This window comes from Sphingobacterium sp. UBA1498 (genome assembly GCF_002325125.1).
Lineage (GTDB): Bacteria > Bacteroidota > Bacteroidia > Sphingobacteriales > Sphingobacteriaceae > Sphingobacterium.
Genome location: NZ_DCRG01000020.1, coordinates 14,733 through 38,771, shown reverse-complemented (window position 1 = coordinate 38,771; position 24,039 = coordinate 14,733). Strand labels below are relative to the sequence as shown.

Below are 24,039 nucleotides of genomic sequence, written 5' to 3'. Positions count from 1 at the left end.
GAAGAAGAATATAGTCAAATCAGTGTGCTGGATTCAGATTCGACGTGATACACGTATATGCCAGAAATCATCATAAGTGTTGAAAACAGTGTTATTATTGAGCGCAAAATAGCTGGTTTAATCTTTTCCAAATAACCTGTTCCAGAAATTTCTTTTTTTACTGTTTGGAAAGTTTTCGGTCGTTTCAGGCTTCTCCGGCTGCACATGTATCGTATCAGTCTTGACATTTGGCAAAGCCTCATTTTCAGGAAGTCCGCTGCGTTGTGCTATATCCTGAATCTGTTTTAAAGCTGTAGCCTGATATAAGAGTAGACCTGCTTTGTCACAGTTAAACAGGTTGGAGTAACTTTTCGATTCATTCAGGTCAAAAGGTTGTGGTTCTACGACTTCGGTTGCTTCCAAAAGGCCGAGATTTCGCTCCTTGGCATATTGCAATGCATCGAGAAAAATTGAAATCCGGTTCTCTGAAAAAAGTGTATCTAATTCAGCCCTGATGGCTGGGTTATGATGATAGTCTATCCATAATTGAGCGGTTTTCTCTGCTGGAATAAAGACACCCGAGCAATAGTTTTCAACAAGCCTATTTTCGATCGTATTGGTTAGGAATTCTGGTTGTATAAATTCTTCCCATCTTTTGTAATAGACAGACAAATGTTCATTTTGGGAGAAGGACAAAGCTCCGCCGCGAACATAAAAGTACTTTTCGAAAAAACCTTGTACCACCGCTATAAAAAAACCGTGGGTCTTGTCAAAATAATCATTTTTTCCGGTTTCACGGCCCGCATTTAAAGTGTCTTGGTACTTGGTTTTATAGAAGTCTTCGAGCTGATGAAATGTGGATATTTCCTCAAGCTTTTCGGGATTTTGGAGTAAATCAAAATACCACGTTTCTATTTGTTTTTCTGAGATCGGGTGGTAACTAATATCATAGCCCATAATGACTTTTTTTAATCTCTTGTATGTTAATTGCTAAGGTATTAAAAATTAACATTTTGTACAATACTTATCGTTCATATCTCTTCTTTTATCATTGAAAAGGGGCAACTGGTTGAAAGTGTATGCGACAGTCAGAGGACTACATATTTTGCCTGTTTCATAATTATTAATTATTTTGGGAACAAACAATATGTATATATGAAGCAGTTACTAGTTATTATTCTTATGTTGTCGAGCATGTTTTTTACGGCTTGTCAATCTCCCAGTCCGGATAAGTTTTTCGGAAAAGTTGTTTTAAATACCAATCTTATTGCGGATTTTGCGCCTGAGCGCTACGGCAAAAGCCTCGAGCAGGAGACTGTGGAATTTGCGGACATGCCTTCCAGTAAGAAAGTGGGCGATGAAGCTCAAAAGTCAGTTGAGATTAAGATTCAGGTTGTCGAAAAGGCTTTAAAGGATATCAAAGAGCTGAATGTTTCCGATGCGGAAGCGAAAGCATTGAAAGAACAGTCTATTGCATTATTCGAGAAAGTCCTGCCCGTTTATAAAAATGAATATACGGCCTATGCAAAGTTATGTGATCGTAAAGGTTCGGCTGAAGAAAAGCAGGCTTTACTCCAAAAGATTGAGAAGAATGACATGCCCGAAATCAATAGTGCTTTCGACAATGTATATACCTTAGGGAAAGCTTACGCAGAAAAGCACAACCTAAACGTGAATTGGGGAAACTAACTCATGAAGGAAACACATCTTTACAGAAATAAGCGAAAAACAACACAAATGCTGCTAATTTCAGCAGCATTTTGTTTGCTACTCTTAATCATATTACTTTATAGTATTGGATTGTTTGATGGAGTTTTTAAAGCTAAGCCCACGATCTTTTCTGCAGGAGTATTGTTGGTACTTCTCATCTTGTTGATTGTAAACTTGCTGAGTCTTCGGGATAAATCAGCCCAGATTGTTCTTAGTGAAAAATATTTTTTCGGAAAAACTACGCCATTGGCAAAAGCTTTTGGTCAAGGGAATTGGCAAGATGTAAAGTCTATTGATTTAGAGAAAGTGGGTGGGGATACCATGATCATTGTTACCCTAAAAAATTCAGGTAAGTATAAAGATAGACTACCATCACTACTATGGAAGATGGCCTATCAGGAATCTGCTCAGGAATTAAATATCATGTATTCGGCGTCAACCATTGATCTGAAGCCTTCAGAACTGCATCAACTGTTTTTATCTTATTGGGACAAGCAAAAGTAATGGCTCGTTTTTTTTTGTTAATTTTAGCCAAATTACTCCAATGAAACTTAAAATATATACCCTTGCTATCGCTGGACTGGGGCTGATGGCTTCCTGTGGATCAGGAGCTCATAACAGTCAAACTGTTGCTGATACCGCTACGAATGAAAATTTTAAATCGTATGAAGACCGTTTTATTCTGCAGCTTTGGAAAGAAAATCCAGAATGGGCTACCCAAGTTGGTTTTCATCAGTATGATTCTCTATTAACCATACCAGATGCGAATGCCAGAAAGCGACGGCTAGAATTTTCAAAGAACCAGTTGGACAGCCTAAAAAGCTTTGATTTGAGTTCTTTGAATTTATCGCAACAGACAGATTATCATTTGATTAAAAATTATCTTGAATCAAATATTTGGTCGATAGAGCAAGAGCGTGCCTATGAATGGAACCCGTCGTCTTACAACGTTGGAGGGACAATCGCTTTTATGCTCGCAGAGCGTTATGCACCGTTATCGACGCGGCTTAAAGCCATTCAACAGCGTTTAATAAAAATTCCGGCCTATTATGAGGCTGCAAAGAAACAGCTTAAAAATCCAGCTCAGGTATTGACCGATTTGGGCATTCAACAGAATTTGGGCGGATTATCTGTTTTTGAAAGCGACTTACTGGATTCACTGAAAAAATCAGATCTATCAATTGCGGAAAAAGAAGCCATTGGGAAGGCATCCCAGCAAGCTGTTGCGGCGATAAACGGGTATGTACAGTTTTTAAAAGTGACGCCTAATCCGTCGCCACGGAGTTTTAGATTGGGAAAAGCGCTTTACGACAAAAAATTCGATTTTGATATACAGTCTGGATCCACTGCCGAACAGGTTTATCAGGCTGCGCTTGCACGGAAAACTTATTTGCATGGCGAAATGTATAAAATCAGCAAGGAACTTTGGCCAAAGTATTTTGGGAAATCAGCTGTGCCTGCAGATAGTTTGGCTGTCATCCGAAAAATGATCGATACCCTTTCGGTAAATCATGTCAAAGCAGAAGACTTTCAGTCGGCTATCGAAGCGCAGATACCTAAATTGGTCGCTTTTGTCAAACAGAAAGATTTACTATATATCGACGAGAGTAAACCGCTCGTGGTGCGCAAAGAGCCCGCCTATATGGCTGGTGTCGCGGGCGCATCAATCAGTGCGCCGGGGCCATATGATAAAGGAGGTAACACTTATTATAATGTCGGTAGTCTAAGTGGCTGGACGAAAGAGGCTAAGGAGAGTTATCTGAGAGAATATAACCATTACATCCTGCAGATACTCAATATCCACGAAGCTATTCCGGGGCATTACACCCAATTGGTGTATGCCAACCAATCGCCAAGTCTCATCAAGAGTATTTTAGGAAATGGTGCTATGATTGAAGGTTGGGCAGTGTATACCGAGCAGATGATGCTGGAAAACGGTTACGGTGACAATGCGCCCGAAATGTGGTTGATGTGGTATAAATGGCATCTGCGTGCAGTTTGCAATGCCATATTGGACTACAGCGTACATGTGAAGAATATGAGCGAGAAAGACGCTATGCATCTGTTGGTGGATGAAGCCTTCCAACAACAGGCCGAAGCAGCGGGTAAATGGAAACGTGTGTCGGTAAGCAGTGTTCAGCTGACTTCTTATTATACTGGGTATAAAGAAATCTATGAACTTCGAGAGGCTGTTAAGCAAAAAGAAGGGAAACAGTTTAATTTGAAAAAGTTCCATGAGACGTTCCTGAGTTTTGGAAATTCGCCAGTGAAGTATATCCGCGAGATGATGCTAAAATAGCCATCGCGACCAATGACTGAGCCACTCCCCCGGAGTGGCTCAGTTGTTTACAGGCAGGGTGGGTGTGGGTATTTTGGTCTTTCCTTTTCGTTTGTTTTTAACTTTTACTATATTCATGTAACATATCATTGTTTTGGTATACTAACCTACTATTAACAGTTAAAATTAATTATGAATTTATCCATAGAAACCCTTAGTAAGACCTATTCGAATGGGGTCAAAGCGTTAGACAATGTAGACTTGGAAATCAGACCCGGAATGTTTGGTTTGCTGGGCCCGAATGGTGCGGGTAAGTCTTCTTTAATGCGGACGATCGCTACGCTTCAGAAACCCGACAGTGGCCGTATCACTTTCGGCGATATCGATGTGTTGAAAAATCAGCTGGATTTGAGGAAAGTTTTGGGTTACCTGCCTCAGGAATTTGGTGTTTATCCCAACCTCTCCGCTTCCGATCTGCTGCAATACTTTGCGAAACTTAAAGGAATCAAATCCAAAGCGGACCGCAATGCTATTATCAATCGCGTTCTTGAAGTGACCAATCTTTGGGACGTGCGCAATAAAAGTGTAAGCGGTTACTCGGGGGGCATGAAACAACGTTTTGGTATTGCACAGTTGTTGCTGAATGATCCAAAATTAATTATCGTTGATGAGCCAACCGCGGGACTTGACCCAGCGGAAAGACATCGCTTTTTGAATGTCCTACGGGAAATAGGTACAGATCATACGGTTATTTTTTCTACCCATATTGTCGATGATGTACGGGAATTATGTCATGAGTTAGCTATTCTAAATGGTGGTAAGATCCTTTTGAGAGGTACTCCGAAAGAATCGATCGACCAATTGGAGGGCAAGATCTGGGTGCGTATCATCAGTAGAGATCAATTGGACGAGTATACTCAGAAGTTTAACGTCATTTCGACCAATTACAATCAGGACAATACGCTCAACATTCGGGTGCACAGTGATGAGCGTCCGGATGAGTCATTTGTGAATGCCCAAGGTCAATTGGAGGATGTCTATTTTGTTGCGCTAAAAAATGATCAACGCCATGTTTAAAGCTATCTTTAATTTTGAATTTACGCGCTGGTTTAAAAGTTCGGCCGTCTATATCTACATGGCGCTGTTCTTTGCACTCTCGCTGTTTATCATGCTTTCATCGCTGGGCATCTTTGACGGTGTAACGGCGACCACTTCATCCAACACCATCCGAAACTCACCTTGGGGAATTAATGGTATGGTCAATGGGATGTCAACAATTATTTATTTTTTGATTCCTTCCATTGTTGGAGCCTGTGTCTATCGTGATTTTCAGTATCAGGTGCATACGATACTGTTCAGTTACCCCTTTTCAAAAACGGATTACCTGTTGGGCAAATTCTTTGGGTCGGTAGCCGTGGTATTGGTTATTGTATTGGCGTCAACCCTTGGTATTGTTGTGGCACAATTTGTACCCGGCATCAATCAATCTTTGTTGGGGCCGATTGATATTTGGGCTTATCTACAGACTTATATCGTACAGGTTATTCCCAATCTGGTTATTTTTAGTGCCATTATCTTCGTACTCGTAACATTGACAAGAAACGTATACGTTGGTTTTGTTGCCGTGCTGATCCTTATTATTCTTCAGGTGCTTGTTCAAAGTCTGGCAAACAACATGGACAATCGTTTTGTCGGTGCATTGATCGATCCGTTTGGCGATAGTGCCATCTCGTATTATACTCAGTACTGGTCGCCAGATGAGAAGAATGTCAACAATCTGCCTTTTACCGGAGCAGTTATTTATAACCGCCTCATTTGGCTCGCTGTAGCAGCATTATTCATTGGTGGGTTTTACATGTTATTTTCATTTTCGCAACATTCGATTTCCTTTAAATCGTCAAAAAAAGGAGCTCGGTTGACAAAGAATAACTTTGACAGTATCTTCCGGATCAATTTGCCTAAGGTCAGCTATGATTTTTCGACATTTCATTATTTGAAAACGACATGGACAATGGCGCGATATGACTATCGCTATATCGTCAAAAATCCGGTATTTTTAATATTGACTTTAGTAGGAGTTTTGTTCATTATCTTGATGGCAAGCACCATTGGCTCGATATTTGGAACGTCGACTTATCCCGTTACCTGGAAAATGCTGATGATCCCGGGGAGTACGTTTAAGTTTTTCCTGCTGATCCTGACTTTTCTTTTTATGGGGCTTTTAGTCCACCGTGGAACCATTACGCGGATGGGGGGACTACTGGACACCACAGCAGCTCCCAACTGGGCTTTTATGGGATCTAAAATTATTGCCGTCCTGCTGATGCAGTTGACCCTGTTGGGCGTCGTGATCTTAACCTGTATGGCTTTTCAGGTTTACCATCGTTATTACAATTTTGAAATCAAACAATATGTGCTGCATTTGATGGTCTATGGTATGCTGTCCAATGTGGTATGGCTTTTTATTTCATTGTTTGTCCATACGGTTTTCAAAAACTACCTGGCTGGATTTTTTGTACTGCTGACCTTATTTATTGGATTGCCATTTTTGTCTATGGTCGGAGTTGAACAGGAAATCTATCAGTTTAATCAGGGGCCAGATCTTGACTACTCCGATATGGACGGGTTTGGTTATGTACTTCCCTTTTTAACGTATCGGATCTATTGGCTGCTCTTCGCGGTTGTTTTTGCTACGCTCGCACTATTATTGTGGCGGAGAGGTAGTTTTTCGGGCTTTAGGGAGCGTTGGGCTATTCTTAGGGCCAACTGGAGCCCGACGGCAGGTGCGATAGTGTTGATCGCTTTCTTAGGTTTTGTTGGTATCGGCAGTGCAATATACTACGAAAACCACGTCAAAAACCCCTATTATACAAGTTTGGATCATGAAAAACAGGCCGTCGAATGGGAAAAGAAATATAAGAAATATCAATATCGCCCGCAGCCACGCGTCGTGGATATTAAGTTTAATCTCGATATTTTTCCGGATACGCGTAGTTTTAAAGCAACAGCAGCGTATGTACTGAAAAATAAGACCAATATCGCTATCGATTCTATTTTTGTCAATTATAATGATTACGATTATCAATTTTCTTTCAATGTGCCAAATAAGCTGCTTTCTGCCGACGATATATATAATTTTAATATTTATAAGCTCGATAAGCCCATGGCTCCGGGAGATTCCATTGTGTTGAAATTTAGTACGGAAAGTCCAGCCAATACCTGGATAAATGAAAAGTCACCAGTGAAAGGAAATGGTACTTTTATCAATAATATGCTTTTTCCGAATATAGGCTATCTGGACCGGGGCGAGCTGGTGGATAATGATGTGCGCAAGAAGTATGGTCTACCGTTTCGAAATCGGATGGCCCCGCAGAGTGATCGAAGAGCACTGCAAGATAATTATATCTCCAACGATGCGGATTGGATCCGTTTCGAAGCTACCGTAAGCACCGCTAAAGATCAGTTGGCTATTGCCCCGGGATATCTGACGAAGGAATGGGAAAAAGATGGCCGCAAGTATTATCAGTATAAAATGGATTCAGAGATCCTCAACTTTTTTGCTTTTAATTCGGCGCAGTATGAAGTCAAAAAAGACGAGTGGAATGGTGTTAACCTCGAAATTTACTACCACAAAGGGCATATCTACAACCTCGATCGTATGATGGCTTCTAGTAAAGCCTCTCTGGCTTACTATACGAAAGAATATAGTGCCTATCCACATCGGCAATTGCGTATTATTGAATTTCCGCGTACCGCTGGAACGTTTGCGCAGTCTTTTGCCAATACCATTCCTTTTTCTGAGGCAATCGGTTTTATTGCCGATGTTGATGAGAAGAAGGATGATGCAGTTGATTATCCTTATGCAGTAACAGCACATGAGATAGCCCATCAATGGTGGGCCCATCAGGTGGTAGGGGCTAATGTGCAAGGCGCGACCTTATTGTCCGAAAGTATGTCTGAATATTCATCGCTCAAGGTTTTGGAAAAAAGATATGGCAAAGGGCAGATGCGTAAGTTTCTTAAAGATGCACTCGACGGCTATTTGCAGGGGCGAAGTGCCGAAAAACTAGGCGAGAAGCCATTGATGTACAATGAAAATCAAATGTACATCCATTACCAAAAAGGGTCTTTGGTGCTTTATGCGTTGAGCGATTACCTGGGAGAGGATGTTTTTAATCGTACTGCGCGAGCTTATTTGCAACGCACAGCTTTCCAAAATCCGCCATACACAACCTCAACCGAGTTTGTGGATAGCTTTAGGCAGGTAACTCCAGACTCACTGCGTTACCTGATCAAGGATATGTTTGAAACGATTACTTTGTATAACAATAAAGTTGACAAAGTGAGCGCCAAGAAACTTAAAAATGGCAAATATCAGGTTGATATTCAGTTTGAAGTTTCTAAATATCGCGTGGATGGCAATGGGAAAAAGAGCTATATCGACGCAGGGGGGCAGGCGCTGTCATTTAAAAAATCAGATCGGCTGACAATAAAGTCTTTGCCTCTTGCAGATTATATTGAAGTTGGTATTTTCTCCAGTAAAAAAGGTAAAGGTGGAAACAACCGGCAGGAACTTTATCTCAAAAAGCATAGAATTGATCGGATCAATAATACCCTGACGCTAGTTGTTGATCAAAAGCCCGAACAGGTAGGCATAGATCCTTACAATAAACTGATTGATATTGAATCCGATGACAACAGGAAAGAGCTATAGAAAAGGTTGTCAAATAGAAAAGGATATGAAAATCCTCATCGCAAGATGAGGATTTTTTTATTCGGGCAATTTTGGAGTCATCATACGTTGTTGCGTACTACCACTGATCGCTCCCAGAAATTTAAGCACAGCGTTAATCTCTTCATTCGTAAGGTTTAGCTTTTTCAGCTTTGCCGAATGTATAGGCCTTGTTTTTGGGTCTATCGTAACGCTGCGTTGTATTGGTTCGGGATTACCGAGATTATAGAGCTGTACGACATCTAACAGCGTTGGAAAATTACCGTGGTGCATCCAGGGGCCAGTTAGCGTAATCTCCCGCAATGAAGGCGTCCGGAATGCGCCTATGTCTTCCTGTTTACCGCTAATATGGTAATGGCCGAAATCCTGCTGCTTGGTACCATATAACGTCTGTCCATCGTTGTGAAACTGATTATCTGAAAATAAAGGCGTATTGTGACAGTTGATACAGCGTGCTTTTGTCCGAAAAAGATGCAGCCCCCATACCTCTTCATCCGTCATAGCATTCTTATTTCCCTGAACAAAGCGGTCAAACTTGCTGTTATAACTACGAATGCCCCTTTCAAAAGTTGCAATCGCCTGTTGAATACGCAAGATACTGACCGTGCTGTCTCCAAAGGCCGATTGGAACAACGGTGCATAACCAGCGATCTCCTGAATATGGCGCACAGCTACTTGGTGGTCGGTGTTCATCTCCACACTGTCGGTCAGCGGAAATAATACCTGCGCTTCCAAGGAAGATGACCGTCCGTCCCAGAAGAAGGAGCGGTAGTAACCGACATTGTAGAGGGGCATGGCATTTCGTTTTCCTACCCGTCGACTATGTCCATGGGCCAGACTCTTGCCATCGCCCCAGCCCAGTTGCGGATCGTGACAGCTCACACAGGCCAACTGTTTTGTTGCCGAAAGCCTGGGATCGAAAAACAATATTTTTCCCAGCGCCGACTTTTCCTTGCTAAACGGATTATCGGCAGGATATTGAACATTGGGCAAGGTGCCAATATCGACAAAATTTACCTTTACATCATCGTCCAGATGTGGTTTCGGCCATCGCTTGCTATCGCCGGAGGAATATAATTTGCGCCATAAGGCAATATCAGGAATATCCTGATCCTGCACAAAAGACAGTAAGATCAGGATGACTCCCAATGAACCAAATACAAGTAATCTTCGTATCATTTGTTGTTTACAATTCTAACGCTTTGGTGCTTAATTTGTATTTACGGGTTACTTTATTGGATCCACCGATCGCTGTCTCGTTAAAATTCACCTCTAGGTCGATTAAGCCTTGTTTTAAATCATACGTCCCCGCACCACTGATACCGATTTCGAAAAATTCCATATCTTTCCGTTCTGTGGCAGATTCGGTTTTCTTGTAGATTTTTACCTGTTGCTCCTTTACAGTCACTTTGCCGAGCTGGTCGTTATGCTGATCTGGTAAGAATTGCAATACCTGGTCCACATTGATACCTGCCGTTTTAATATTTGTCGTACCGATCTTATCGCTATATAGTGTGACCATCTGGAAAAGATTGACGCCACTATCTGTTACATAGGGATTCGTAAATCCCATATAGGTGGTGTCGGTTGTGGACACTGTAGGATAATGTGCCCGAATACGTTTTCCCCAGGTTTCTGTGGCGTCATCAAAACGGTAGATATATAGTTCAAAATAAGGATCTGTACTGGTAAAGGTAGCTATAGCATTGTTGTCCGGCTTAGGAACATATTCGGGTTCTGGAGCCACATTACTATCTTTACTACAGGAGATGGTGGAAAATAGGATACTGCAGATAGTGACGAATTTGGATAACTTAAGGATTGCTTTTAAACTGTTCATGTCGTATTTTATTAATTTGTATTTTAGTGTTGCTGATTAATATTAATAGCCAGGATTCTGTATCATGCGCTTATTGGAAAGCACCGACTGCTTTGGGATGGGCAATACCATATGATCATTTGGAAAAGTGACGTTACAGTTTGTCCCTGTACAGTCATTGCGCTTAACAGATAGCCCCCTGCGCATCAAATCAAGGTATAAAAGTCCTTCAAGACAAAGCTCACGGCGACGTTCGTCAAGGATCTCATTGATCAACAGATTTTTTGTATTGAAAACGTAAGCTCCGAGCTTCGGATTACCGCGGAGTCGGATGGCATTCAAACTCAAAACAGCCTCATCGGTATAGCCTAGTTCAGCTGCTGCCTCCGCGTGAATCAAGTACATTTCCGAGAGGCGGATCAACTTGACACTAGTTACTGCCGTTTGTAGTGTTGGATATTTAAATATCCCACCGGCTGCTCTTACATCATCTTGGCCAAACAGTCCGAGGAGATCCTGACTTGGCCTAAACTGATAATAGGAATTACTGGCCTCCTTGACATAGTAACTACCGATTGAGTTGCCGGAATAATTGCTCGGAACGGCCAGCTCAAGAATAGATTCTTTGGTATTGGCCTGTTTCCAGCTGTCGATGTACTCAGCATGGTTATAAAGGGAATAGTTTGCTTTGAGCAGTTCGGCGCTGAAGGCATAAGCCTTTTGCCAATCGTTGCGATTGAGGGCCAGCCTTGCCTGAAGCGCTTTACTTGCCTGTAGGCTCATGTATATTTTGGCATTGCCCTCAAATACGGTTTTGCTATTGGCAAATAACGAATCAGCCAGATTCAGATCACTTTCGATATGTTGGTATACTTCTGCCACGGTAGAACGTGCTATTTGTGCATCTTTGGGGAGAATTGTGCTTTTGGCAAGTATGATACCCATATGCGAAGCATCCTTTGTATAAAGATAGGGCTGCGCATAGAACTGTACGAGATCAAAATGAACCAATGCCCGCAAGCCATACGCCTGCGCCATGATATGGTTGCGTTCAAGTGTACTGATATTGGTTATTGCCGGGACGCGTTTGATGATATTATTGATGGCATTGAGCAGCGTGTACTGATAGCTGTATAGTTTGTTCATCGTATCATTGTCAGCATCAGTCTCAAATGAATAGACATCTAACAGCGTTGTTCTACCCGCTGCGGCAAATGTCAAATTGCCACCGAGTAGATCGGGGTAAACCATGCGTACACCATTGTAGTAGTCCGACTGAAATAGGTTGTTGTACACCCCTGCAAGGGCTGATTTTGCTCCCTGCATATCGGAGAAAATAAGGTCTACCGAAACCTCGTTTTCCGGTTCTTTATCTAAGAATTTTGAGCAGCTCATTGTGCTCCAGGCCAAAAGGAAAGCAACACTTAGTGTCTTTATGTTCATAACTCGAATTATTGAAAGATTAAAGTGTGGTTCGTAAACCAATCGAAAAGTTACGTGTCTCAGGATAGATAAATCGGTATTCGCGGATGCCGTTTCTGCCCGCCGGACTTTTGTCTTTGAACCAATAGAATACATTGGTTACATTGAAGCTCAATGCTGTCTGTCCTATACCCATCCGTTTCATTAAACGATCGGCCAAACGATAGCTTAAGGAAGCGTTGCTTAGCTTGATATAGGTCATGCTGTACAAATAGCGGGAAGAGTTATTAACTGGTGAGCTGGAGTTTAGCTTTGGAATTGCCGTGATATCGCCCACCTGCTGCCATCGATCCAGCAAATTGACCGACATATTGGAGTTTGACAGACTATTTCCATCCCGTAAATAGGTTGTGGCTACAAACTTGTTGCCACCAAGATTATATTGTAAATTGAGCGTAAGCTGAAATCCCTTCCATCCCAAATTGTTAATAAGACTACCCTGAAAATCGGGCATCGCATTCCCCAGCAATTGGTAGGCGCTCTGCCCCATAGCCCGTATTTCGGTTCTGTTGACCACATCACCATTGGGGGTGTAGAAACCTTCCTCCCCGGTATTGGGATCTACGCCGGCCCATCTGATCCCCCACAATGATGTAGCGCTGTATCCTACCCGCTGGCCTGCACCTATGTTATCTGAGGAGTTTGCAGCATACAGCTCAATCAATGGATTATTAAACGAAGTCACCTTGTTTTTATTCCAGCCACCGATAAGTGTACTGTTCCATGTGACCTTGGACTGTTTTAACCATTGGTAGGCAACGCTCAAATCCAGTCCTTGATTGTACATGTTTCCTGAATTGAGCGGCATACCACCATAACCTGTTTCCAGTGGCACACTGATATTTGCGATCAGATTGCGGATATTGTTTCGGTATAAATCCAGTGCCACACGTAACCTATTGAAAGCATTCAGGTCAACGCCAACATTAAACTTGATATTCGTTTCCCAGCCTAAGTCCGGATTTTCCGCCGCAGAAGAAGATGGGCTTGCACTTATCTGTCCGCCATAGGTCACATTGTTGAATTTGTATAAACCTCTCGACGCATAGGATCCAATCCGCGAATTGCCTGTCGTTCCGAAGCTACCGCGTAAACGCAAAAAGTCTATTGCCTGAATGGCTTGCATAAATTTTTCATTGCTGATATTCCATCCCAATCCAAGCGCTCCATTCAGCGCCACCTGTTTGTCGCCACCAAACATAGACGACTGATCTGCACGGCCACTGAGAGAAGCATAAAATCGCTTGTCATAGTCGTAGTTCATCTGGACATAGTTGGATACTGTCGCGTCCGAGATTTTCGACGAAGAAGACGTCTTGGTGCTTGCGAGCCCGATTGCGATGACGCGGTCGTAGGTAAATCCGCTACCCTGCCCAACTAGTAAATTGCTGTATTGATCTTTTAGCTCCATCCCCGCAATTCCGACAAAGCGGTGTCCACTTCGCCATTTTGGACTGTAGGTAAGCTGTAGCATGGAAGTCCAGCTGTATGTCGTTCGGTCATTGATGCGCAGACGCCCATCTTTGGCAATGGAGGCGCCGGCGATACCCGAAAGAAAAGTTTCCTGCTTGGACTGCAGCATATTTCCGCCTATCGCTCCGCGCAAGCTTAGAAAAGGTAAAAGTGCATATTGCAGTTCGATCCGTGCGGTCCCTGTAAAAGCCAACGCTTTATCCGTATTTTCGGCTAATGCTGCGACTGGATTGACGAGGCCTAAGAAGGTGCTGTAACTTCCATCTTCCTGATAGGGGGTTATATTGGGCGGCATATAAGCGGCATTGGCGAATTGGTCGAGACCTTCCCGCCGCATCAGTGCCGGCGATATGGTGGTGGTCATTTGAAGCCTGTCGCTAAACTGATTATAATAACGTATAGAGCTTGTGTATTGCTTCAAACCATTTCCAGGACTGGCGTTTTGCTGATTACGGTAGCCCATGGAAAGATAATATGTATCTTTACCTTTCCCGCCCGAAAGAGACAGATTGATATTATCATAACGTGCATTACGTGACGTCAGTCCAAACCAGTCGGTATCGATGGTGTTGCTACCTGCCTTTTTTGAGGCATCAGTTGCCGTTGAGCCCGTATTTATATAAAACTCTCGCAGTAATTCGTAGTATTGCGGTCCGGAGAGTAATTTCATTTGGTTGATAAACGTGGAGACCCCGGTATTGTAAGAGGCTGTTAGCTGTGCCTTGCCACTGCGACCAGATTTGGTCGTGATCAAAATAACACCATTTGCCGCGTTTGCGCCATAGATTGCTGTTGCGGCAGCATCCTTAAGTACTGAAATGGATTCAATATCCAATGGGTTGATTCCTGCGATCGGATTCAGCAAGGTCTCCCCCGTGAATAGTGAATTGGCATCGCCTATTTCCTGTTCTTGTACAACAACACCATCAACAACGTACAGCGGCTGCGAAGAGGTCGATCGTCCGGTATTGCTTGTTAGGTTTGTCAGTGTTCCCTGGCCGCGAATATGAAGCTTAACAGGGGTGCCTAGGGAAGTGCTGGGTTCGACATATAATCCCGGCACTAGTCCTTCCAGCATTTTATCTACGCTTTCTATTGGCCGGTCGGCTTGCAAATCCTTGGCGCTGATCGTATACACACTCCCAATCATCTCTTCGCGTAGTTTCGGTGCTTCGTAGGTGCTGCTGACAAATACTTCCTCAAGTTGTTGATCTAATGGAACCAGTTTGATCCGCTGAAATGCGGTATCCACCTTAATGTCGTAATTTTGATAGCCCAAGTAACGTATTCCAATTTCCTGGCCGCGATTTTCAGCTGCGGTCAGTATGCGATATCGTCCTAAACTATCAGTGCGATAGGTTTTGTTTTCTTTCCTAAGTATTAGCGTCGCTCCGGCCAATGGCAAGCCTTTTTTTGCATCTGTCACTACACCGTTGAGCAATATGGGCTTAGCTGCCTTGCTGACGGCAATAACGTTAGAGCGTTTGATTCGCTGAAAGCGCAGCTGATGTGTCGATGCTAGCCTAGACAAATACGTGTCTATGTTCTCTTTGGCCGTGGGAAGAGGAACACGGCGCTGCAGTCCGATGGAAGCGTCGTAGGAAAAATGTACGGCGTGCTGCTGGGTCAATAATTTAAAAGCAGTTTCCAAGGTTCCTTGCCCGGGCGTGCTTTGTGCGGAAACGGCCCCAGCGGATAGTAGGAAAATGGTGTTCAATAAGAAGGTTCGTCTTACTGTTTCTTTAATAAAGCACATACGTATCTTTTGCTATTTTTTTTGATGACAATTCTTTTGAAAAACAAATCGCGGCGAGTGCAGCCTCAACAGGCAGCTTCTCAAAATGCCCGGTATATCTCCATCGCGCATCGGGTTTGCGGAGGGAGAGGTGGATGCCATAATATTGCGTCATTTTCCGGGCGACTTCAGCGAAAGGAGCATTTTGAAAATGTAAAATACCTTCCGGAAAATTATTGATCTGTGTGGGCGCAAATTTATCGAGATGGATATTCGTAGTGGTGACATACCCCTGTTGCCCAGGATTGAGCAGAATTTGTTTTTTATTGTTGCGGTTGGTCAGTTTAATCTTTCCGGAAAACAAACTTACACGGGTGTTTTTTGAATCAACTTGCTCCACCAAAAATTGTGTCCCCAATACCGTCACTAAGGCATTATCTGTTTTTACTGCAAATGTGCGGCCTGCGTTTTTTGAAATATTAAAGTGTGCATCACCGTTCAGCAGAACACACATGGTATCCTTACTGAAATGTTTTGGATAATGTAGTGTACTTCCACCCATCAACGTAATCTGGCTTCCATCACTGAGGTTAACCTTGATCATTCTGCCATTTTTGGTAGCGACATGAAGCCATTCTTCAGTAGAGGTAGGATGTAAGGCGAGCGTAGGTTGAGTCGTGCCTTTAAGAAAAATCTGATGGAATGAAAATGCACCGATGAGTAGGATAGAAGCTGCAGCAATCCATCGCCATTTTCCTCCTAGCTGATGTGTTTTTGCAGTTGCTTTGCTTTCCAGCTTTGCAAATAGTTTATCTTTTTCAACTTGCAATTCCCCTTCGCTGATATGCACGTTTAGGGCATCCAACATCGTCCTTGCTTCAGTAACAAGATGTAATTTATCTGGATTTTCTGCAATCCATGTCGTCCAAAAATGAATTTCCGCTCGTTTTGCGTTTCCATTGTGATAAGACACAAAACTCTCATCGGTTACTAAATCAACGCTATCGTTGTAAATTTTTTTCATGTATATATGAGTGTAGAGGAGAGAAATCCAGTTTTTTACCGGATTATTTTTCATTTTTTTTCTTTAAAACCTTAATGGCTTCATAAACAAGGTTATAGATTGTTCGTTGACTATTTCCAGTTTCAGATGCAATTTGTTCATAAGACTTGTTTTGAAAAAACCTGAGATCAATCACCTGTCTTTGTTTCGGGGTGAGGGATTCCAAAGCTTGAATTAAACGGGTACTCGCTTCGCGAATGGATTCCTGTTGTATGAGGACCGTCTCGTGTGAAGGAGCATTGTCATTGGACCGATAATTTGTTATCGCCAATTTTTCATCCAATAACCGACGGTCATTCAGAATACGGCGCAACCATGTCATCAAATATGATTTGATATTATCGACAGGAGGCAGGCGGTCACGTTTTTCCCATAATTCTAAAAATAGATGTTGTATACCATCTTTTACGGCTTCACGCGAATATCCTAGCATCATGCCATAGGCAAAAAGCTCTCTGTATACTAAGTCATATAAGGATTCAAAGGCCTCACTCGACCCTTTCAATGTAGCTATCCAATGTTGTCTCATGGTGTGAATGGCGCAAATCTACATTTTTATTTAGAATAATTACAAATAAGATTGCTGTTTGGATCGCGCTTGAATGGATCTATTCGCTTCTTGCTGTTGATATCACGTGGCTTAGATCAAACGTATTTCTCATTCTTCCCGTCGATTAAATTTTGACTATTGTTAAAAAGTTGCAGCAAAAGCCTTAAAGGTCAATAGCGTATGATTGGCGGTTGGTGCGTTCAAAGACGATTGCTAGTTAAGCAGATTGAATGGTCGGTTTCGATGGTTCTTTTGAGATCGTTTGCGTAGAAAAAATAGTAGAATACATTCGTAAAAAGCTATTTTTAACTGGTAACCAATTTTTAAAAAGTAGCAGATAAACCTAAGGTGTCATTTCATAGCATGCTGGTTATAGAAATGAGCTTAAGAATTTAAATGAATATTTTATGCTCGAATTTTATGATAAGAATTGAAAATAAAACGATTGGAACGAGTTGCCTGATCGCTTATATGACCTTGACTAGCTGTTTATTAGCATTCGGACAGAATTACACTTCTGAGGTGTGGCGTCCGGATCTTGGAAATGGAAAATTTAAAAATCCTATTATCCATGCCGATTATTCCGATCCGGACGCGATCCGTGTAGGGAAAGATTATTATATGGTTTCCTCCAGTTTTCATCACAGTCCAGGCCTTCCCATTCTACATTCCAGAGATATGATCAACTGGACGATTGTAGGTCATGCGCTGCAGCGGCAAGTGCCCGAAGCAGTATTCCGTAGCGTGCAACATGGCGGAGGAGTATGGGCACCTTCTATTCGATACCACAATGGCGAGTTTTATATCTATTATCCCGATCCGGATTTTGGAATCTATCAAATAAAAACAAAGGATATCCGGGGGACATGGTCAGCACCAACGTTGGTTTTCCCAGGAAAGGGATTGATCGATCCCTGCCCGTTTTGGGATGAAGATGGTCGTGCTTATTTAGCTTATGCCTATGCGGGGAGCCGTGCAGGCTTGAAAAGTGTTCTGGCAATAGCAACGATGAGCGCTGACGGAACTCGTGTATTGGATCGCGGTATAATTGTTTATGATGGGCATGAATTGGACCCTACAATTGAGGGACCCAAAGTATATAAGAGGAATGGATACTATTTTTTGTTTGCACCAGCGGGTGGGGTTTCCACGGGCTGGCAATTGGTTTTGCGTTCGAAAAATATTTATGGGCCCTATGAGCGTAAGGTGGTTATGGCGCAGAACAAGTCGGCAGTTAATGGTCCGCATCAGGGTGCTTGGGTAGATACTCCTTCTGGGGAGGACTGGTTTTTCCACTTTCAGGATAAAGAAGCCCTAGGACGTGTGGTGCATCTTCAGCCGATGGTCTGGAAAGAGAATTGGCCCATCATCGGCGAGGATAGCGATGGAAATGGCATAGGTACCCCCGTGACGACCTATAGAAAACCTAACGTCGGAAAGCAGGTCTCTGCTTCGGTCAATCCTCGGGAATCTGACGAGTTTGAGTCTCCTCATTTAGGATTGCAGTGGCAATGGCAGGCTAATCCGGATGGCACTTGGCTTATGCCATCACATGAGGGTAAGCTCCGGCTCTATAGCCAACAAGAGCCTCAAGGAAGTAAAAACCTAATGTCGGCGCCTTATATTATGACGCAAAAGTTTCCTGCAGAAAATTTCAGTGCGACAGCAAAAATACGACTGCGTCCCAATGAGAAGGAACTTGGTGAAAAAGCAGGACTGGTGGTGGTCGGTGAAGATTATTCCCAGCTTTTTATACGTAAAGATAAAGGTCAATTTCAACTTTACTCTGGTCGTTGTTCAGGGGCCTATGCTGGTCATGCGGAAAATGTGCAGTCCGTTTCTTCTTTGCCGGATGACTTTGTGTATATCCGTGTAGTAGTCAAAGATGGAAATTCCTGTCAATGGTCATATAGTTTGGATGGCAAAAGTTATATACCCGTTGGAGGTCAATTTGAGGCTAAGCCAGGGAAGTGGGTTGGTGCAGCATTAGGCCTCTATGCAAGTAGAGAAAAGCACAGCAATGATAGTGGTTATGCTGAAGTAGACTGGTTTAGAATAGAAAAATAAGGATGCTGCTATCCTACTTTAGTCTTATTGACCGTTTAGGGTAGTTAAAATTGTATGATAATATAATAAGCTCAGCAATAGGGTTTATGCTAAAAACACACTCATGAAGAGAAAAATAAATGTATTTAAGATGCTGCCTGTCGGCCTACTGTTGGGTATACTGTTCACCGCGCTATGTGGGCGGGCTGCTCCTCCCGAATTGATTACAGTAGACCAACAGGGAAAGGGTGATTTTACAAGTATACAAGCTGCAGTAAATTCAGTTCGTGCTTTTCGCGGTGAACAGGCCGTTCGGATTTGGATCAGGAAAGGGATTTATCATGAAAAAATAGTGATCCCAACGTATATCGAAAATATTGAGCTTATAGGTGAGGATGCTATCCATACCAAGATTGTTTTTAATGATTATGCGGGTAAGCAGGTTGACTGTCCAGATGAGCGAGGGGATCTTACGCTTGGGACATTCAGTAGTTATACCTTATTGGTTCGTGGAAGTAGGGTGCTCATCAAGGATTTAACGATCGAAAATGCAGCTGGTCCAGTGGGGCAGGCGGTGGCACTTCATCTGGAAGGTGACCAGATAGCATTGGTCAACTGCCGTCTTTTGGGTTTTCAGGATACTTTATATCTGGGTAAAAGCGGCGCAAGGAGCTATTTTTTCGATTGCAGTATCAGCGGAACAACAGATTTTATTTTCGGGCCGGGCATTGCATTTTTTCAGCAATGCCGGATTCTATCCCTGCGAAATTCGTATGTCACAGCTGCTGCTACACCTCAGGGGCAAAAGTACGGTTATGTCTTTGAGCAGTGTGATTTTGTCGCTGCAGATGCAGCTGTCGATAAAGTATTTCTCGGCAGACCATGGCGTCCCTACGCCAATACGGTGTTGGTAGATTGTACTTTGGGAGCTCATATTGTTCCTGAAGGGTGGAATGAATGGAAGGGTGATAGCTTGTTTCCAGATAAGCATAAAACCGTGTTTTACGCCGAATTGGGATCGAAAGGAGCCGGGGCATTGAATCTTTCCAAGCGTGTGGAATGGTCACATCAGCTTCCGGAAAAAAAACGGGATATATATAAGCTGGATCGTGTACTGGGCGATTGGAACGTTAAAAAGATGATCACGCCGTAGCTGTTGCACCAAAAAGGCGGTCGGTGTGATAAAGCAAAAAAGCGGATTTTCTAGCTAGAAAATCCGCTTTTTTGCTTTGTGCTCCCACCTGGGCTCGAACCAGGGACCAAAAGATTATGAGTCTTCTACTCTAACCGACTGAGCTATAGGAGCAGGTCTGTAATTTTGTCAATTTAAACAGCTGTTGTGCACTTTTGACGATGCAATTATCGATATTTGTATCGATATTTCAAAATAATTCGATGGAAAAAATTAAAAATATTGTTCTTGATTATGGGAATGTGATCTTTATGATCGACTTTGTGAAATTGAAAGATGCTTTTACTCAGTTAGGTATAGGGAATGTAGATGCTGTATTTGGACATCATGGTCAAAGTGCACTTTTTGATAATTTTGATAAAGGAAAAATTGATTCGGCTCAATTTCGGGATGGAATAAGAGAATTGACCCAAAATTCGGCATTGGCGGACGACGAGATAGACGCTGCCTGGAATAGCCTGCTGATTGGTGTGCCACAAGGTAATCATGAAATTTTACTTCAGTTGAAAGATCGATATCGGACCTTCTTATTAAGCAATAACAATGCTATTCACTATGCCTATTGTATGAATGATATCCAGCAGAAATATGGCGTTGCAGACAATGAAGTTTTTTTTGAAAAGACCTATTACTCTCATTTGGTGGGAATGCGTAAACCTGATGCGGAGATTTTTGAGTTGGTTATGACAGAACAACAATTGGACCCTGCAGAAACTTTGTTCATCGATGATAGTCCGCAGCACTTGGCAACAGCTAATCAGTTGGGATGGCATACGGCATTGTGTACCAAAGAGAAACCCCTGCAAATTTTACTGGAAGAATTCAAATTGATATAAAAAAATAATTTTGTTTCCCTTTTTAAAAATAATAGCTTACCTTTGTCCCACTTTAAATTTAAAAGCGGCGAAAGGAGGTATATATAACGCATGATTATCGTAAATGTAAAAGAAGGAGAATCTTTAGATAGAGCATTGAAACGTTTCAAAAAGAAATTCGAAAAAACTGGAGTTTTAAGAGAGTTGCGTTCACGTCAAGCTTACGAAAAGAGATCTGTAACTCGTCGCATTCAAGTGAAAAAAGCGATTTACAAACAATCTTTGAATCAAGATCTAGCTAACTAGTTGATTCGTTGATAATTTCAAAATATAAAGGGAAAAGCAATGCTTTTCCCTTTTTTTTGTGCTTTTAAGTTTGTAATTTAAGCCATATAGCAAGGGAAAAATGTTGGAAAAGGAGTTTATTCGGTTTTTGCAAATTGAAAAAAGATATTCAGAACACACAGTTGTCGCTTATAAGCATGAGCTGGATCTGTTTCATTATTTTTTGGGTCGGGAAGGACTGATGGTGCAGGATATCGTGTACCGTGATTTGCGGCATTATTTTGCGCAAATGGTGGAATCTGGAAAGAATGCCAGCTCCGTAAACCGAAGCATGTCTGCATTGCGAACATATTTTAAATTTTTGCAACGTGAGGAATGTATTGCCAAAAATCCCATGACACTTATCAAAGCGTTAAAAACTCCTAAAAAATTACCGGTAGTTGTCGAAAAGGAAAAATTGGTGCGCTTATTGGATCAGATGGAGCAGGAGCAGGATGGATTTGAATCCTGCCGTGATTATATGGTGATGGAATTATTGTTTGGTACAGGCATCCGATTAGCGGAATTGTTGAAAATTAAAGAACAGGATATTGATTTTTTTAATAAAAACATTCTTATATTAGGTAAAAGGAACAAAGAACGCCTCGTTCCGATCAATAATCTTTTATTGAAAGAATTGAAAAACTATTTACAACAAAAAGCGACACAATTTGTTGATACTAATAATAGCTTACTGATCGTTACTAAAGAGGGGAAGCCGGCATACGCCAAGCTGATCTACGATATCGTACATCGGCAGTTGACACTTATTTCCACACAAGGTAAGCGAAGTCCTCATATTTTGAGGCATACGTTCGCAACGGCCCTATTGGATAATGGGGCAGATTTAAATGCAATTAAAGAGCTGCTGGGGCATGCAGGACTTGCGGCAACACAAGTATACACGCATAACTCAGCAGAACGATTGAAGTCAATTTATAAACAAGCTCATCCAAAAGCTTAAAAAAAGGAGGAAAAATGAACATTACTGTGCAATCTATTCGATTTACTGCTGATCAAAAGCTAATCGATTTTATTAAAAAGAAAACAGGAAAATTGGAGCAGTTTTTGGATTCCATTATTGGTGGCGAATGCTATCTGCGATTGGAAAATGTCGATGATGAGGCAAACAAAATTTCGGAAATTAAATTGAATATCCCAGGAAGTCAGCTTTTTGCAAAGGGGCAGGCAAAAAGTTTTGAAGAGGCAACAGATATTGCCGTGGAATCTCTTCGTAGACAGATAAATAAGCATAAAACAAAAACTAAAAATACCGTGATTAATAGTCGTAATGACGTTCTTGTAGTAGAGGAAGAAGAGGAAGAAGAATACGATTAAAAACGATTGAAATAAAGTTATTCATGTAAGAGGTCAGTATCAACTGGCCTCTTTTTTTATGGATAGTGAAGAATTAAAAGGCTTATTTATATTAAATCAAAATAATCTACAGTTTTAGTTGGATTGATTATAAATAATATTTATTTTTGATCGATTTAAATGATAAGCGAAATAAAAATGTCAGAATTGGTTTGTCCGTTAGCACAGGTGGAGGAAGTTTTTTCAACTACAACAGGTAAAGTCTATCAATGTAGCCGCAAAAATTGTTTCTGGTTGGAATATAATAAGGAGACTACTTCTTTCTCGGTATCTGATTTTTTAATGTTCAAAAAACGTATAGATGCCATTGATGTCGAACATATGCTTCATGACACTACCCGTTCGTCGGATTTCGAAATCATCATGCCCTTCCGTACGGAAAGATGTTTCATCTTAGCGGTAGAAGATGTGCTTCAGTTACGTGAATTATTAGACGGAGCTAAATTTATGATCGAGCTGAATAGCGTAATCAGAACGTGTCTTCAGGTTTCGCCATTTGCAGTTTTTGCGTAGTAAATACATCAAACGAATCGTATTAAGCTAATTTTTATTTTAAACAAGCAGTTCATACTGCTGTCCTTTCTCTTTTGTTGCCATACACTATTTTCAACAATAATGTCTCCAATCGTTTTATTGATCGCTTATCGAAAGTATTGATGAGCTGTATTTGTAATTGTATTGATTCTAAACAAGTTGTGCCCGCTTGGCCTAATTTAGACTGAATTCGTATTACATATTCTTGATACAAATTTTAAAGTTCTGCTGTATCTTTGTGATACAATCAGGTGAGGATGTGTTTCACCTGTGCATGTTTTAGAATTTAAACTTAAGGTAAATATGAAAGATTTATTGAAATTAAAATCTTCTTTGAAAGAAGAGATCGAAAATATATTGAATGCGCAAATTAAAGTTGAAGCTCACTCTTCTGCATTATATTTGGCTATGTCATCTTGGTGTGATGATCAAGGTTTGGAAAACGCTTCAGAATTTTTTGCAAAGCAATCCAACGAAGAGCGTGAACACATGTTGAAGCTTTTCAATTATATCAACAATCGCGGTGGACGTGCAATTTCTCCGGAGGTGATCGGTATTCCTCAAGATTTTGAGTCGTTCCGTGGCGTGTTTGAACAAACACTGGAGCAGGAAATGTTTGTTACTGAACAATTCAATAACATCGCTGATAGATGTGCGAAAGAAAAAGATTATGTTACTTTTAATTTTGTTCAATGGTTCTTGGCAGAGCAGGTGGAAGAAGAGTATGTAGCAAGACGCATTCTTGAATTATTCGATGTAATCGGTGAAGAAGGTACTGGCCGTTGGGAAATTGACAAACACCTTCTTAAAGTTAGTTTTCCAGGTGAATAGTAATTTTTAAAAATAGGTATAAAAAAGCGAGCTGTTTATCCGACAGCTCGTTTTTTTATATACAAAATCACAACTTTTTACGTTAATAGCTTAAGAATT

The 24,039-nt window shown here is 41.7% G+C and carries 20 protein-coding genes and 1 tRNA gene; 13 read left to right on the top strand and 8 right to left on the bottom strand.

Annotated elements, in window-relative coordinates; genetic code table 11:
- Positions 1–117 precede the first annotated feature (117 nt).
- A complete protein-coding gene (locus B3139_RS11215; RefSeq protein ID WP_293882998.1) occupies positions 118–936 on the bottom strand; it encodes a hypothetical protein in 819 nt (272 codons plus the stop codon).
- A gap of 198 nt (positions 937–1,134) precedes the next feature.
- Here B3139_RS11215 and B3139_RS11210 point away from each other — a divergent pair, with 198 nt between their 5' ends.
- The 5 genes from B3139_RS11210 (at position 1,135) to B3139_RS11190 (ending at position 8,681) form a co-directional block, all read left to right on the top strand.
- Positions 1,135–1,668: a hypothetical protein gene (locus tag B3139_RS11210; protein WP_209577835.1), complete on the top strand. Its 534-nt coding sequence runs from the start codon at positions 1,135–1,137 to the stop codon at positions 1,666–1,668.
- Between the two features lie 3 nt (positions 1,669–1,671).
- On the top strand, positions 1,672–2,193 hold the full coding sequence (locus B3139_RS11205; protein ID WP_293882993.1) for an STM3941 family protein: 522 nt from the start codon (positions 1,672–1,674) through the stop codon (positions 2,191–2,193).
- A gap of 40 nt (positions 2,194–2,233) precedes the next feature.
- Complete coding sequence (locus tag B3139_RS11200) at positions 2,234–3,988, top strand: DUF885 domain-containing protein (protein ID WP_293882991.1); 1,755 nt, start codon at positions 2,234–2,236, stop codon at positions 3,986–3,988.
- 171 nt (positions 3,989–4,159) lie between these two features.
- Positions 4,160–5,044 (top strand): ABC transporter ATP-binding protein, encoded by an 885-nt coding sequence (locus tag B3139_RS11195; protein ID WP_293882988.1) that lies wholly within the window; start codon positions 4,160–4,162, stop codon positions 5,042–5,044.
- A complete protein-coding gene (locus tag B3139_RS11190; protein WP_293882985.1) occupies positions 5,037–8,681 on the top strand; it encodes a M1 family aminopeptidase in 3,645 nt (1,214 codons plus the stop codon). Before B3139_RS11195 ends, B3139_RS11190 begins: the two co-directional genes overlap by 8 nt.
- Positions 8,682–8,738: 57 nt before the next feature.
- Here B3139_RS11190 and B3139_RS11185 read toward each other — a convergent pair whose 3' ends face one another.
- From B3139_RS11185 to B3139_RS11160, 6 genes are read right to left on the bottom strand one after another with little or no spacing between them, the layout of a single operon-like run.
- Positions 8,739–9,878 (bottom strand): cytochrome-c peroxidase, encoded by a 1,140-nt coding sequence (locus B3139_RS11185; protein WP_293882982.1) that lies wholly within the window; start codon positions 9,876–9,878, stop codon positions 8,739–8,741.
- 7 nt (positions 9,879–9,885) lie between these two features.
- Complete coding sequence (locus B3139_RS11180; protein ID WP_209577841.1) at positions 9,886–10,539, bottom strand: hypothetical protein; 654 nt, start codon at positions 10,537–10,539, stop codon at positions 9,886–9,888.
- A 42-nt stretch (positions 10,540–10,581) separates the two neighbouring features.
- Positions 10,582–11,961, bottom strand: a complete 1,380-nt coding sequence (locus B3139_RS11175; RefSeq protein ID WP_209577842.1) for a RagB/SusD family nutrient uptake outer membrane protein — start codon at positions 11,959–11,961, stop codon at positions 10,582–10,584.
- 19 nt (positions 11,962–11,980) lie between these two features.
- The gene (locus B3139_RS11170) at positions 11,981–15,229 is read right to left on the bottom strand and encodes a SusC/RagA family TonB-linked outer membrane protein (protein ID WP_293882975.1); all 3,249 of its coding nucleotides are present in this window, start codon (positions 15,227–15,229) and stop codon (positions 11,981–11,983) included.
- Entirely contained in the window at positions 15,216–16,232 is a 1,017-nt protein-coding gene (locus B3139_RS11165; RefSeq protein WP_293882972.1) for a FecR family protein, read from the bottom strand. The genes B3139_RS11170 and B3139_RS11165 overlap by 14 nt, the downstream gene beginning before the upstream one ends.
- A 43-nt stretch (positions 16,233–16,275) precedes the next feature.
- Entirely contained in the window at positions 16,276–16,800 is a 525-nt protein-coding gene (locus tag B3139_RS11160) for an RNA polymerase sigma factor (RefSeq protein ID WP_209577845.1), read from the bottom strand.
- A gap of 441 nt (positions 16,801–17,241) precedes the next feature.
- Between B3139_RS11160 and B3139_RS11155 the strand changes: the two genes are divergently transcribed.
- Positions 17,242–18,888: a glycoside hydrolase 43 family protein gene (locus tag B3139_RS11155; protein ID WP_293882967.1), complete on the top strand. Its 1,647-nt coding sequence runs from the start codon at positions 17,242–17,244 to the stop codon at positions 18,886–18,888.
- Between the two features lie 103 nt (positions 18,889–18,991).
- Positions 18,992–20,020 (top strand): pectinesterase family protein, encoded by a 1,029-nt coding sequence (locus B3139_RS11150; RefSeq protein WP_293882964.1) that lies wholly within the window; start codon positions 18,992–18,994, stop codon positions 20,018–20,020.
- 79 nt (positions 20,021–20,099) lie between these two features.
- On the opposite strand, the gene B3139_RS11145 is transcribed toward B3139_RS11150, so the two are convergent.
- Positions 20,100–20,173 (bottom strand) — tRNA-Ile (locus B3139_RS11145).
- Positions 20,174–20,262: 89 nt separating this feature from the next.
- Here B3139_RS11145 and B3139_RS11140 point away from each other — a divergent pair.
- The 6 genes from B3139_RS11140 (at position 20,263) to B3139_RS11115 (ending at position 23,940) form a co-directional block, all read left to right on the top strand.
- Complete coding sequence (locus B3139_RS11140) at positions 20,263–20,895, top strand: HAD family hydrolase (protein ID WP_293882961.1); 633 nt, start codon at positions 20,263–20,265, stop codon at positions 20,893–20,895.
- A 90-nt stretch (positions 20,896–20,985) separates the two neighbouring features.
- Positions 20,986–21,180 carry a 30S ribosomal protein S21 gene (gene rpsU, locus B3139_RS11135; RefSeq protein ID WP_209577848.1) on the top strand — a complete coding sequence of 65 codons (195 nt, stop codon included), beginning with the start codon at positions 20,986–20,988 and terminating at the stop codon, positions 21,178–21,180.
- A gap of 100 nt (positions 21,181–21,280) precedes the next feature.
- A complete protein-coding gene (locus B3139_RS11130) occupies positions 21,281–22,162 on the top strand; it encodes a tyrosine-type recombinase/integrase (protein WP_293882958.1) in 882 nt (293 codons plus the stop codon).
- Positions 22,163–22,176: 14 nt separating this feature from the next.
- Positions 22,177–22,536, top strand: a complete 360-nt coding sequence (gene hpf, locus B3139_RS11125; RefSeq protein ID WP_209577850.1) for a ribosome hibernation-promoting factor, HPF/YfiA family — start codon at positions 22,177–22,179, stop codon at positions 22,534–22,536.
- Between the two features lie 177 nt (positions 22,537–22,713).
- The gene (locus tag B3139_RS11120) at positions 22,714–23,088 is read left to right on the top strand and encodes a DUF6686 family protein (RefSeq protein ID WP_209577851.1); all 375 of its coding nucleotides are present in this window, start codon (positions 22,714–22,716) and stop codon (positions 23,086–23,088) included.
- A 324-nt stretch (positions 23,089–23,412) separates the two neighbouring features.
- On the top strand, positions 23,413–23,940 hold the full coding sequence (locus B3139_RS11115; RefSeq protein ID WP_209577852.1) for a ferritin: 528 nt from the start codon (positions 23,413–23,415) through the stop codon (positions 23,938–23,940).
- The last annotated feature ends 99 nt before the right edge of the window (positions 23,941–24,039 follow it).

Excerpts from the sequence above, each read along its gene's own strand:
- B3139_RS11215 (WP_293882998.1), bottom strand. The coding sequence starts at position 936 with ATGGGCTATGATATTAGTTACCACCCGATCTCAGAAAAACAAATAGAA.
- B3139_RS11210 (WP_209577835.1), top strand. The coding sequence starts at position 1,135 with ATGAAGCAGTTACTAGTTATTATTCTTATGTTGTCGAGCATGTTTTTT.
- B3139_RS11205 (WP_293882993.1), top strand. The coding sequence starts at position 1,672 with ATGAAGGAAACACATCTTTACAGAAATAAGCGAAAAACAACACAAATG.
- B3139_RS11200 (WP_293882991.1), top strand. The coding sequence starts at position 2,234 with ATGAAACTTAAAATATATACCCTTGCTATCGCTGGACTGGGGCTGATG.
- B3139_RS11195 (WP_293882988.1), top strand. The coding sequence starts at position 4,160 with ATGAATTTATCCATAGAAACCCTTAGTAAGACCTATTCGAATGGGGTC.
- B3139_RS11190 (WP_293882985.1), top strand. The coding sequence starts at position 5,037 with ATGTTTAAAGCTATCTTTAATTTTGAATTTACGCGCTGGTTTAAAAGT.
- B3139_RS11185 (WP_293882982.1), bottom strand. The coding sequence starts at position 9,878 with ATGATACGAAGATTACTTGTATTTGGTTCATTGGGAGTCATCCTGATC.
- B3139_RS11180 (WP_209577841.1), bottom strand. The coding sequence starts at position 10,539 with ATGAACAGTTTAAAAGCAATCCTTAAGTTATCCAAATTCGTCACTATC.
- B3139_RS11175 (WP_209577842.1), bottom strand. The coding sequence starts at position 11,961 with ATGAACATAAAGACACTAAGTGTTGCTTTCCTTTTGGCCTGGAGCACA.
- B3139_RS11170 (WP_293882975.1), bottom strand. The coding sequence starts at position 15,229 with ATGTGCTTTATTAAAGAAACAGTAAGACGAACCTTCTTATTGAACACC.
- B3139_RS11165 (WP_293882972.1), bottom strand. The coding sequence starts at position 16,232 with ATGAAAAAAATTTACAACGATAGCGTTGATTTAGTAACCGATGAGAGT.
- B3139_RS11160 (WP_209577845.1), bottom strand. The coding sequence starts at position 16,800 with ATGAGACAACATTGGATAGCTACATTGAAAGGGTCGAGTGAGGCCTTT.
- B3139_RS11155 (WP_293882967.1), top strand. The coding sequence starts at position 17,242 with ATGATAAGAATTGAAAATAAAACGATTGGAACGAGTTGCCTGATCGCT.
- B3139_RS11150 (WP_293882964.1), top strand. The coding sequence starts at position 18,992 with ATGAAGAGAAAAATAAATGTATTTAAGATGCTGCCTGTCGGCCTACTG.
- B3139_RS11140 (WP_293882961.1), top strand. The coding sequence starts at position 20,263 with ATGGAAAAAATTAAAAATATTGTTCTTGATTATGGGAATGTGATCTTT.
- rpsU (WP_209577848.1), top strand. The coding sequence starts at position 20,986 with ATGATTATCGTAAATGTAAAAGAAGGAGAATCTTTAGATAGAGCATTG.
- B3139_RS11130 (WP_293882958.1), top strand. The coding sequence starts at position 21,281 with ATGTTGGAAAAGGAGTTTATTCGGTTTTTGCAAATTGAAAAAAGATAT.
- hpf (WP_209577850.1), top strand. The coding sequence starts at position 22,177 with ATGAACATTACTGTGCAATCTATTCGATTTACTGCTGATCAAAAGCTA.
- B3139_RS11120 (WP_209577851.1), top strand. The coding sequence starts at position 22,714 with ATGTCAGAATTGGTTTGTCCGTTAGCACAGGTGGAGGAAGTTTTTTCA.
- B3139_RS11115 (WP_209577852.1), top strand. The coding sequence starts at position 23,413 with ATGAAAGATTTATTGAAATTAAAATCTTCTTTGAAAGAAGAGATCGAA.